Source organism: Brevundimonas sp. (assembly GCF_044336875.1).
Lineage (GTDB): Bacteria > Pseudomonadota > Alphaproteobacteria > Caulobacterales > Caulobacteraceae > Brevundimonas.
In genome coordinates this window covers 76,641-87,225 of record NZ_JBIIOP010000014.1, presented here as the reverse complement: position 1 = coordinate 87,225, position 10,585 = coordinate 76,641, and the positions used below count along the sequence as shown (strand labels likewise).

The following is a 10,585-nucleotide window of genomic DNA, read 5'->3' as shown; positions in this document are numbered from 1 at the left end:
GGGCGAAGGCCGCCCAGCCGTCGTTCACTTCATAGTTCCAGTTGGCGCCCGTCGTCGACGACTCGGCGTTGATGTCGTCGATCATGTGGTAGCCGGCGTCGATCGCGCCGTACCAGCCGTTGGGTTCCGCCGAGGCCGCGCCGGCTGCGAACAGCCCTGCTACGGCGACGGAGGCGAGAAGTTTGAGCTTCATAGCTTCCTCAATCTGTAAAATGCCCGAAGTCGAGCTGTTGCCCGACGTTCCCGAGCCGAACGGCATGGCTGAGCCGTGGTTCCACATTCCGGCGACGAATGTGGCGACTGTGGCGCCATTTCAACACAATGGGCGAACGCCGATTTGGAAGCGGAGCCGTACCCGCCGGCCGCCCGCTCTTGCGTTGACCCCACGTGAGGCGCCTAACCTCCAATTTCCGAGGAAAGCCACGGCCGCAAGCAGCGCGAAGCGCGATAGGCCAAAACAGGAAAGAGCATCGAAGATGCGTGAAGCCGTCATCGTCTCCACCGCCCGCACCCCGATCGGCCGGGCCTATCGCGGGGCCTTCAACGACACCCAGGCCCAGCAGCTGGGCGCCCATGCGGTGCGCAACGCCGTCCAGCGCGCCGGCGTCGATCCGGCCGAGATCGAGGACGTGATCATGGGCGCAGCCCTGCAGCAGGGTTCGACCGGAACCAATGTGGCGCGCCAGATCGCCCTGGCCGCCGGCCTGCCCGCCTCGGTTCCCGGCATGAGCCTGGACCGTCAGTGCGCCTCGGGCCTGATGGGGATCGCCACGGCCGCCAAACAGGTGATCTTCGACCAGCAGAAGATGGCGGTCGGCGGCGGACTGGAGAGCATCTCCCTGGTCCAGAACCAGCACATGAACCTGTATCGCGGCAAGGACGAGGCCCTGCTGAAGCTGGCGCCCCATATGTATATGTCGATGCTGGAGACGGCCGAGGTCGTGGCCCGGCGCTACGGGATCGACCGCGACCGCCAGGACGAATACGCCCTCCAGTCCCAGCAGCGCACGGCCCAGGCCCAGGCGGAAGGTCGCCTCGACGCCGAGATCGTGCCGATGACCACCGCCATGCTGGTGACGGACAAGGCGACCGGCGAGACATCCTCGAAGGAGGTGACCCTGTCGAAGGACGAGGGCAACCGGCCCGACACCACCCTGGAAGGCCTCAAGTCGCTGAAGCCGGTGTTCGGCAGCGGCGAGGAGATCGAACAGGGCGAATTCATCACCGCCGGCAACGCCTCCCAGCTGTCGGACGGGGCCTCGGCCTGCGTGGTCATGGAGGCCGGCGAAGCGGCGAAACGCGGCCTCCAGCCGCTGGGCGCCTATCGCGGCATGGCGGTCGCCGGCTGCGAGCCGGACGAAATGGGCGTCGGCCCGGTCTACGCCGTGCCGAAACTGCTGAAACGCCACGGCCTGACCGTCGACGACATCGGCCTCTGGGAGCTGAACGAGGCCTTCGCGGTCCAGGTCCTCTACTGCCGCGACCAGTTGGGCATTCCGAACGAGCTTCTGAACGTCTCGGGCGGCGCCATCTCCATCGGCCACCCCTACGGCATGTCCGGCGCGCGCATGACCGGCCACGTCCTGATCGAGGGCAAGCGGCGCGGCGCCAGATACGGCGTCGTCACCATGTGCATCGGCGGCGGCATGGGCGCGGCCGGGCTGTTCGAGATCTATTGAGAACGCCCGAAAGCCGCGCCCACGGTAAACAAAAGCCTCGAAACGCCAGCGTTTCGAGGCGGCGCGGCCGGGCTGTTCGAGATCTATTGAGACACTGTCTCCTCCCCATCGCAGATGGGGAGGTGGCGCGGCGCGTCTTCAGCGCCGTGACGGAGGGGTTCGTCACCGAATTTCAGGCGCCGAGCCTGGTCCAAGACCCCCTCCACCGCTTCGCGCCCCCCTCCCCCATTTCAAGGGGAGGAGACGAGGTCACACCTTCTCGCTGACCTTGATCGCCACCCGGCAGCCCGCCTTGATGACCCCGCTCAGCAGCCGATAGGCGGGCGCCTCGCGGCTGCCGTGTTCGACGGCGTGGTCATGGTGGGCCAGCTCCTCGTCGCGAAACTGTTTCAGCTCGGCCGCCAGGGCCGGGTCGCGATCGCCGACCTCGGCGATCTGGTCGGCATAGTGTTTCTCGATCACGCTCTCGACCGCCTCGGTGCAGGCGTGGGCGGCCTTCTCGCCCATCAGGGCCGTGCCCGCGCCCAGGGCCGAGGCCGCGATCCGCCACAGGGGCGTCATCGCCGTGGGCCGCACCCGCCGTTCGTTCAGCAGCCGGTCGAACCGGGCCAGATGGACCGCTTCCTGATCCTGCATCTCGGTCAGGTCGCGGACCATGTCGCCGTGCGCCTTTCGCCCCTCGAACACGGCCCTCTGGGCGCGATAGATCAGGACCGCCGCATATTCACCGGCGTGGTCGACGCGCAGGATCTCGTCCATCCGGGCCTTGTCGGCGCCCAGGCCGGGTCGGGGAAGAGGAATGCCGCTCATGAGATCAGGCCTTTTCGATCCGGGGCGCGCGGGCGTCCTTGGGGCGTTTGGCGGCCAGCAGGCTGAACACCGTCAGCGCCGCCGAGACGATCGCATTCCATCCCGCCATGGAAATCCCCAGCCAGCTCCAGGCCACGGCGTCGCACATGGCCACGCGCGATCCGGTCCCCGTGCCGAGCGCCAGGGCGGTCAGGCTTTCCAGATCCACCGATCCGCCCCCGACGCAGGTGGCGGGCAAGGCCCACCACTTGTTCTCGCCGCCCATATGGAAGACGGCGACGATGGTTCCGGTGGCGAAGACGGCGCCCAGCAGGAAGGCGGCGATCCGGGGCGTGCCGCGCCGCCCGCCGCTCAGGATCGTCCAGCCCGTGGCCAGGACGGCGATCGCGACCGCGCCCCAATAGACCTCGCGTTGCTTGAGGCAGAGGTTGCAGGGGGCCAGCCCCATGAAACGCTCGAACGCATGGGCGGCGCCCAGCATGGCCAGCGACGCAGCCAGGGCGAAGGCGGTCCACCAACGGGTCAGGAGGCGATAAAGGTCTCTCATCCTCGAGCGGTTTACTCCGCCAAAGCGTCGCCGTCGACTTACAGAACCTTCAGGACGACGATCAGGGCGATCAGCACCACCAGACCGACGCCGGACCACAGGGCCAGCCGCTTCTCGACCTGGGCCAGCATGGCCGGCCCCCAGCGTTTCAGGATCCAGGCCTCCAGGAAGAAGCGCCCGCCGCGCGTCACCACCGAGGCGCCCATGAAGACCGGGAAGCTGAAGGCCGCCAGGCCCGAGGCGATGGTCACCAGCTTGTAGGGAATGGGCGTCAGACCCTTGATCAGGATGACCCACAGGCCCCACTGATTGAACCAGGCCTTGAAATGCTCCAGCCCGTCCGAATGGCCCAGGAACCGCAGGATGGCCAGACCGACGTCGGTCAGGAAATAGCCGATGGCGTAGCCGAGGATACCGCCCAGAACCGAGGCGACGGTGCAGACTCCGGCGTAGAAATAGGCCTTCTCCGGCCGGGCCAGGATCATCGGCGCCAGCATCACGTCCGGCGGAATGGGGAAGAAGGAGCTCTCTGCGAAGGAGACCACGGCCAGGGCCGGGGTGGCATGGCGGCTGCGCGCCAGATTGAAGACGCCGTCATAGAGCTTGCGAAGCATGGATAGTCCCCTGGGAGGCCTTCAGCCGTAGCAAGACCCGGCCGCGTCGTCACGTGCTGCGACACGGCGACGCTCGCCGCCCGTCACGCGTCAGCCTAGTATGGCCGCATGATCCCTCCCTCCCCGTCCGCTCACCAGGACGACGTCAGCCACAATGTCACCCGCCTGCTGCGCCGGCTGTCCGACGACGGCGGCGCGGCCGGCCTGACCCTGCACGAGATCCGCGACCGGCTGGATGAACGGGCCTATGGCCTGCTGATCCTGCTGCTCTCCATCCCCTGCCTGGTCCCCGGCCTCTACGGCGTCCCCCAGGTGGTGGGCGTGGCCATACTGCTGCTGGCGGGCCAGCTTCTCGTGGGACGCGAGGAGCCCTGGCTGCCGCTCTGGCTGCTGAACCTGCGCGCCAAGGGCTCCTGGTTGAAGGCCATGGCCGACTTCGCCGAGTCGAAACTGACCTGGATCGACCGCCTCTCCCGGCCGCGCCTGCGCCGTTTCGCCGACGGGCCGGGCGAGAAGCTGGCGGCGGTCTTCATGATCCTGGCCACCCTGACCATCGTCCTGCCGATGACCAACACCATCCCCTCCGTGGCCCTGGCCCTGCTGTCGGTCGGCCTGATCCAGCGCGACGGCCTGTTCGTGCTCGCTGGGGCCGCCGTGACCACCGGCTGGCTGACCCTTCTGGGCGCCGTGGCGGCGGGCCTGTTGCTGGGGGCGGAATGGGCGACGCGGTTGACGCCGGGCTGAGCCCATCACGACACTGTGGGTCAGCCTTGGCTCTTTCGACTTCCCCGACTAGGTTCCGCGCCAATCGGCGGCGAGACCGCCAGTAAAACACGCGGGAGACGCGCCATGAACGACATGACCCAGTCGGCGGCTGAACAGCTCGACCAGGAAAACCCCCTCGGCGTCGACGGTTTCGAATTCGTCGAATTCACCGGCCCCGAGCCCAAGGCGATGATCGCCCGCCTCGAAATGATGGGCTTCACCCAGACCCATGTGAATCCGACCACCGACGTCGTCCGCCTGAAACAGGGCGACATCAGCTTCCTGGTCCACCGCACGCCGGCCGCCCACGCCGCCGACTTCGCCAGGGACCACGGCCCGTCCGCCAACGGCATGGCCTTCCGCGCACATGACGCCAAGGCCGCCTTCGAAGGCGCGGTCGAGCGCGGCGCCAAGCCGGCGCAGGGCGTCTCGGGCGGCGCTCTCGGGAACGACTACCCCTATATCCTCGAAGGCATCGGCGGTTCTCTGCTCTATGTCATCGACCAGTACGGCGAGCAGGGCTCGCTCTACGACGCCTGGGACGAGATCGAGGGCTGGGAAGAGGCGGAGCGCAAGAACAGCGTCGGCCTGGAGGTGCTGGACCACCTGACCCACAATGTCCGTCGCGGCCAGATGCGCACCTGGTCGGGCTTCTACGGCTCCGTCTTCAACTTCGAGGAGCAGAAGTATTTCGACATCAAGGGCAAGGCGACCGGCCTGTTCTCGCAAGCCATGATCGCGCCCGACCGCGCCATCCGCATCCCGCTGAACGAGAGCCAGGACGAGAACTCCCAGATCGAGGAATTCATCCGTCGCTACAACGGCGAGGGCATCCAGCACATCGCCCTGACCACCGAGAACATCTTCGAGACGGTCGAGACGATGCGCGCGCGCGGCGTCGACTTCCAGGACACGATCGAGACCTATTTCGAACTGATCGACAAACGCCTGCCGAACCACGGCGAGGACGTGGAGCGGATGCGCAAGAACCGCATCCTGATCGACGGTTCGGACGAGGACGGCCTGCTGCTGCAGATCTTCACCCAGGACGCCTTCGGCCCGATCTTCTTCGAGATCATCCAGCGCAAGGGCAACGAGGGTTTCGGCAACGGCAATTTCCAGGCCCTGTTCGACTCCATCGAACTGGACCAGATCCGTCGCGGCGTCATCAAGGTCGACGCCTGAATGCGGATGCGGCCGCCGACATGGCTGCCCTGGCTCGGCCCGGTCCTCGCGGCCGGCGCCGGGGCCCTGGCGGGCGAGTTCTGGCTGGGCGGCGGCTTCTGGATGGTGCTGTTCGCGGCGCTCGTCTGCGGCTTCGCCCCCATCGTCGGCTACCGCGTCTGGAAACGGCTGCACCACAGGCGGTGAACGCATCGTCTCCTCCCCGTCGCGCAGCGATGGGGAGGGGGACCGCGAAGCGGTGGAGGGGTTCTTCACCCCACACGGCTCTCGGCCGTTGCGCGTATCGACGCCAGTACGCCATCCAGACCGATCCGCACCGTCTCAGCGCTGATCCGTAGAACCATCAAACCCTGTCGTTCCAGCCACTCGGTCCGGCGACGATCATGCTGAATGCGGTCAGGATGGGAGTGGACTTCGCCATCCACCTCCACCGCCAGCTTGGCTTCGGCGCAATAGAAGTCGAGCACATAGGGGCCAATGGGATGTTGGCGGCGAAACTTTAGACCGGCCAAGCCGTGACGACGAAGACAGACCCAAAGCCGCGCTTCCGGCGGCGTCAGGGCGCGTCTCTGGACGCGGGCTCGCGAGACAGATCCTGCTGACCTCAAGAGCCCCTCCACCGCTTCGCGGTCCCCCTCCCCATTGCTTCGCAACGGGGAGGAGACGTCAAGGCAACGCCCGCTATGGGTCACGCGGTGACAACAATACCGCTTCGAAAAGCGGACATCACACGCTGAGCGAACCCTTCAAACCCCAGTTCGCCGCCACGCCGCCGATCCGGCGAAACCTCGCATATCAGCGCCGCCCAGACCGCTGATTCAAAACGGCTTTCAATTTTTTCAGACAAATCGACCTAACACGCCCTCCCGCCGGGTTAGACTATCTCCGACCGGCGTCGCCCTGGCGGAAAGTGCACAAACTGCACGGACTGCACCCTGTTCTTTCGGCGCCGGCACGGGGGACTTCACGATGCGCGCCGCGCTTTTCGGACTGACTGCACTCACTGCACTGTGTTTTTCCTCGGCTCAGGCTCAGGAAGCCCCCCAGGAAGCCCCGCGCTGGTCCCTGGCCATCCACGGCGGGGCGGGCGTGATCGAGCGCGCCGGTCTGACGCCGGAACAGGACGCCGCCTATCGTGACGGCCTGAGCCAGGCCCTGGCCGCCGGCTCGGCCGTGCTGGAGCGCGGCGGGTCGTCGCTCGACGCCGTCCAGGCCGCCATCCAGGTGCTGGAGGACAATCCCCTGTTCAACGCCGGGCGCGGGGCGGTCTTCACCGCCGCCGGCCGCAACGAGCTGGACGCGGCCGTGATGAACGGCGCCGACCTGACCGCCGGCGCCGTCGCCGGCCTGACCACCACCCGTCACCCCATCGCCGCCGCCCGCGCCGTGATGGAACAGTCGCCCCACGTCATGCTGATCGGCCCCGGCGCCGACGCCTTCGCCGCCCAGGCCGGTCTGGAACAGGTCGATCCGGCCTTCTTCTTCACCGAGCGGCGCTGGCAGGGTCTGGTCAAGGCCCTGACCGAGACCGGCCAGCCCATCCCCGACCGCCCCGCCGGCGCCCCTGCGCCCGGCGATCAGTCGGCCCCCGGCGCCCAGGCTTCAGTCGCTCCGCCGCTGAACGAGCGGAAGTTCGGCACCGTCGGCGCCGTGGCCCTGGACAGCCAGGGCCGTCTGGCGGCCGGCACCTCGACCGGCGGCATGACCGCCAAACGCTGGGGCCGGGTCGGCGACGTGCCGGTGATCGGCGCCGGCACCTACGCCTCCAACGCCGACGGTTGCGCCGTCTCGGCGACCGGCTCGGGCGAATATTTCATCCGCGCGACCGTGGCCCGCGACATCTGCGCCCGCACCCGCACGGGCGCGACGGTCCAGGTCGCAGCCGAGGCCGAGATCGCCGACGTCGGCTCCATCGGCGGCGACGGCGGGGTCATCGTCATGGGCCTGACCGGCGAACCGGCCTTCGCCATGAACACCTCGGGCATGTATCGGGGCGCCGTGGCCTCGAATCGTGCGGCGACCGTCGCCATCTACGCCGACGAGAAGTGAACCGAGACGCCCGATTTCGGACATTTCACACTATTCAGACTCTCTTTTTCGGACCACCACGACCGCATGACCCCGACCGACGACGAACTGACGAAAATGGCCGAGGAGGAGTTGGACGCCGCCTGCGCCATGCCCTTCGTCGAACTGAAGAAGATCACCCCCTGGGGCGACAGCTTCATGGGCTTCGCCCCGTCCGGCCGCGAGGTCGAGGTCGAGCGCCGCTACCTCTGGGCGGTCGAGCCCAAGGGCGGGGTCGTCGTCGAGGTCGAGGTGCGCGACCCGGCCGCCCGCGCCGGAGCCGAGGCGCGGGCCCTTCTGACGGAGAGCCGTTAACCTTTTCCTTGGCCAAGCTTCCCGCCTGCGGCATCATCAGGTTCATCGAACAATGGTCCGGGCGGTGCGGCATGTCGGCGAGCGTCTCCAACTATCCGCAGGACTTCGCCACGGCCGACCCGGCGTCGATAGAACCTGTTGATTCGACGCTGTTTCTTGGCGTCCACCCTCTGCTTCTCCTGCTGCTGGCCGCCCTGGTCCTGGGCCTGATGATCCTGGCCTGGCGCGCGGGCAAGGCGACGGCCCCGACCCGGGGTGACGCCGCCGAATCGATCTGGCGCGCCGTCGACCGGGCCTGCCAGGCGGCCATGACCGCCAACAGCGACGCCCTGCCCGGCGCAGCCAAGGCCCTGCGGACCACGCTGAACGACCGCCTCGGCGCGGTCATCGCCCTGGCCGACGGCCCGGCCAGGCCGCTGAAGGCCATCGATCACGCCCTGAAGGGCCGCCTGAAAGAGGCGGCGAAGCCGAGGGACGATCACGGGCACGATCACGCCGCCAAGCCCGGTCACGGCGACCCGGCCCGCCCCGACGCCCGCCCCCCCGCCGCCGTTCCCGCCAATGTCACCGTCGTCTCCAACAGCCATGTGGTCATCAAGAGCGACCGGGTCGAGCACGGCCCCGCGCATGGGGCCGAGGTCGAGGTGCTGGACAGGCCCGCCCCGCCGCATCCCCCCGCGCCGCCCCCTCCCCCCAGGCCGGAGGAGAAGGAGGTCGAGCGCGACATGACCCGGGCCGAACAGCTGGCCGCCCTGCGCGAGGCCGTGGCCCAGTTCAACGACCACTGGTGCCGCCGCGAGGAGCGGGTCCGCGAACTCCACGCCGCCCACCGCCAGCTCTCGACCCACAGCGGCGGCCCCCTCTCAGGCCCCCTCTCAGGCCCCGTCTCGGGCGCGGCGCCTCACTGATCGCCCTTCAGTTTCCTCGCCTGCGAAATCGGTCTAGGCCTGAGGCATGAAACTCGCCTCGCTCAAGCACGGCCGCGACGGCCGCCTCGTGGTCGTCTCCCAGGACCTGAACTGGTTCACCGACGCCTTCCTGATCGCCCCGACGCTTCAGGCGGCCCTGGACGACTGGGACCGCTGCGGACCGCGTCTGCAGGCCCTCGCCGAAAGCCTGGAGCACGAGGCCGTGCCGCGCGGCCGCTTCCGCGAGCACGAGGCCGCCAGCCCCCTGCCCCGCGCCTATCAGTGGGCCGACGGCTCGGCCTATGTGAACCACGTCGAACTGGTGCGGAAGGCGCGCGGCGCCGAGATGCCCGCCAGCTTCTGGACCGATCCCCTGATGTATCAGGGCGGCTCCGACGGCTTCCTCAGCCCCCGCGATCCCATCCCGCTCGCCGACCCCGCCTGGGGCTGCGATCTGGAGGCCGAGATCGTCGTGGTCGTCGGCGACCTGCCCCAGGGCGCGACGCGGGAGGAGGCCCTGGCCGCCATCCGCCTGGTCGGCCTGGTCAATGACGTCTCCCTGCGCAATCTGATCCCGGCCGAACTGGCCAAGGGCTTCGGCTTCGTCCAGTCCAAGCCCGCCAGCGCCCTTTCGCCGGTCCTGGTCACGCCAGAGGCCCTGGGCGACCGCTGGAAGGACGGCAGGCTGCACGGCGAACTGACGGTCCAGCTGAACGGCGCCGACTTCGGCAAGGCCGACGCCGGGGTCGACATGACCTTCGACTTCGGGACCCTGATCGCCCACCTGGCCAAGACCCGGTCCCTGTGCGCGGGGACCATCATCGGCTCGGGCACGGTCTCCAACCGCGACGCCGACGGCGGCCCCGGCAAGCCGGTCAGCGAAGGCGGCCTGGGCTACTCCTGCATCGCCGAGGTCCGCACGGTCGAGACGATCCTGCGCGGCGCCGCCGAAACCCCCTTCCTGGCCCACGGCGACACGGTCCGGATCGAGATGCTGGACGACCATCACCACTCGATCTTCGGCGCCATCGAACAGACCGTCGCGCCACTTTCGCGCGAAGCGTGACCGCGTTAGGCTGAGCCCCGTCGGCCTCCGGGGGGAGGCATGGGAGAGAACGACGTGCCGCCTGAAAAACTGATTCCGCTGCTGGTCTTCCCGGTGGTGCTGGTCCTCGTGCTGCTGAAGAACCGCCGCAAGCGACCGCTGAAGCCGCAGTTCCTGTGGGTCATGCCCGCCATCGTCGTGCCGTTGATCGGCCTGGGCATCTGGGGTTCGACCTACAGCCCCCGCGCCGTCCACGCCCCCTTCGGCCCCGACGCCTGGGCCGTGCTGGCCCTCGGCGCCGTCCTGGGCGGTCTCGCCGGCTGGTATCGCGGCAAGACGGTCACCATCGAGAAGGAGCCGGACGGCTCCCTGATGGCCCAGGCCTCGCCCCTGGGCCTGATCCTGCTGGTCGCCCTATTCGCCGGCCGCGCCGCCCTGCGCGACCTGATCCAGGGGCACGCCGCCGAATGGCATCTCAACGCCATGGCCGTCACCGACGCCTTCCTGGTCTTCGCCATGGGCCTGATCGTGATGCAGCGGGTCGAGATGTATATCCGCGCCCGCCGCGTCCTGGCCGGCGGGACCGACAGCCATGTCGAGGTTGCGGCGTGAATCTCCAGGTCTGAGTTCTCGCTTTACGCCGCCTCCGC

The 10,585-nt window shown here is 68.5% G+C and carries 13 protein-coding genes and 1 pseudogene; 9 read left to right on the top strand and 5 right to left on the bottom strand.

The genetic code is table 11. The features are described from left to right. Window positions 1-193 (bottom strand): annotated as a pseudogene (locus ACIQ1T_RS14795) (cell envelope biogenesis protein OmpA); the annotation flags it as partial. 283 nt (window positions 194-476) lie between these two features. Between ACIQ1T_RS14795 and ACIQ1T_RS14790 the strand changes: the two are divergent. Then, window positions 477-1,679: an acetyl-CoA C-acyltransferase gene (locus tag ACIQ1T_RS14790; RefSeq protein WP_395945310.1), complete on the top strand. Its 1,203-nt coding sequence runs from the start codon at window positions 477-479 to the stop codon at window positions 1,677-1,679. 249 nt (window positions 1,680-1,928) lie between these two features. Here ACIQ1T_RS14790 and ACIQ1T_RS14785 read toward each other — a convergent pair whose 3' ends face one another. The 3 genes from ACIQ1T_RS14785 to ACIQ1T_RS14775 are packed head-to-tail and all read right to left on the bottom strand — an operon-like array spanning window position 1,929 to window position 3,650. Further along, window positions 1,929-2,489: a demethoxyubiquinone hydroxylase family protein gene (locus tag ACIQ1T_RS14785; protein WP_395945309.1), complete on the bottom strand. Its 561-nt coding sequence runs from the start codon at window positions 2,487-2,489 to the stop codon at window positions 1,929-1,931. Window positions 2,490-2,493: 4 nt separating this feature from the next. Beyond that, on the bottom strand, window positions 2,494-3,036 hold the full coding sequence (locus tag ACIQ1T_RS14780) for a disulfide bond formation protein B (RefSeq protein WP_395945308.1): 543 nt from the start codon (window positions 3,034-3,036) through the stop codon (window positions 2,494-2,496). Between the two features lie 38 nt (window positions 3,037-3,074). After that, window positions 3,075-3,650, bottom strand: a complete 576-nt coding sequence (locus ACIQ1T_RS14775; protein WP_395945307.1) for a YqaA family protein — start codon at window positions 3,648-3,650, stop codon at window positions 3,075-3,077. Window positions 3,651-3,758: 108 nt separating this feature from the next. On the opposite strand from ACIQ1T_RS14775, the gene ACIQ1T_RS14770 reads away from it, so the two are divergent. From ACIQ1T_RS14770 to ACIQ1T_RS14760, 3 genes are all read left to right on the top strand, one after another. Further along, window positions 3,759-4,394, top strand: a complete 636-nt coding sequence (locus ACIQ1T_RS14770; protein WP_395945306.1) for an exopolysaccharide biosynthesis protein — start codon at window positions 3,759-3,761, stop codon at window positions 4,392-4,394. 105 nt (window positions 4,395-4,499) lie between these two features. Next, window positions 4,500-5,600 (top strand): 4-hydroxyphenylpyruvate dioxygenase, encoded by a 1,101-nt coding sequence (gene hppD / locus ACIQ1T_RS14765; protein WP_395945305.1) that lies wholly within the window; start codon window positions 4,500-4,502, stop codon window positions 5,598-5,600. Between the two features lie 6 nt (window positions 5,601-5,606). After that, window positions 5,607-5,786 carry a hypothetical protein gene (locus ACIQ1T_RS14760; protein ID WP_395945304.1) on the top strand — a complete coding sequence of 60 codons (180 nt, stop codon included), beginning with the start codon at window positions 5,607-5,609 and terminating at the stop codon, window positions 5,784-5,786. 65 nt (window positions 5,787-5,851) lie between these two features. Here ACIQ1T_RS14760 and ACIQ1T_RS14755 read toward each other — a convergent pair whose 3' ends face one another. Further along, window positions 5,852-6,220 carry an endonuclease domain-containing protein gene (locus ACIQ1T_RS14755; RefSeq protein WP_395945303.1) on the bottom strand — a complete coding sequence of 123 codons (369 nt, stop codon included), beginning with the start codon at window positions 6,218-6,220 and terminating at the stop codon, window positions 5,852-5,854. A 349-nt stretch (window positions 6,221-6,569) separates the two neighbouring features. On the opposite strand from ACIQ1T_RS14755, the gene ACIQ1T_RS14750 reads away from it, so the two are divergent. The 5 genes from ACIQ1T_RS14750 (at window position 6,570) to ACIQ1T_RS14730 (ending at window position 10,547) form a co-directional block, all read left to right on the top strand. Next, window positions 6,570-7,649 carry an isoaspartyl peptidase/L-asparaginase family protein gene (locus ACIQ1T_RS14750; protein ID WP_395945302.1) on the top strand — a complete coding sequence of 360 codons (1,080 nt, stop codon included), beginning with the start codon at window positions 6,570-6,572 and terminating at the stop codon, window positions 7,647-7,649. A 66-nt stretch (window positions 7,650-7,715) separates the two neighbouring features. Then, window positions 7,716-7,982, top strand: a complete 267-nt coding sequence (locus tag ACIQ1T_RS14745; protein ID WP_395945301.1) for a hypothetical protein — start codon at window positions 7,716-7,718, stop codon at window positions 7,980-7,982. 8 nt (window positions 7,983-7,990) lie between these two features. Then, window positions 7,991-8,890: a hypothetical protein gene (locus ACIQ1T_RS14740; protein ID WP_395945300.1), complete on the top strand. Its 900-nt coding sequence runs from the start codon at window positions 7,991-7,993 to the stop codon at window positions 8,888-8,890. A 46-nt stretch (window positions 8,891-8,936) separates the two neighbouring features. Further along, complete coding sequence (locus ACIQ1T_RS14735; RefSeq protein WP_395945299.1) at window positions 8,937-9,956, top strand: fumarylacetoacetate hydrolase family protein; 1,020 nt, start codon at window positions 8,937-8,939, stop codon at window positions 9,954-9,956. 39 nt (window positions 9,957-9,995) lie between these two features. After that, window positions 9,996-10,547, top strand: coding sequence for a CcdC protein domain-containing protein (locus ACIQ1T_RS14730; RefSeq protein ID WP_395945298.1), 552 nt, complete (start codon window positions 9,996-9,998; stop codon window positions 10,545-10,547). The last annotated feature ends 38 nt before the right edge of the window (window positions 10,548-10,585 follow it).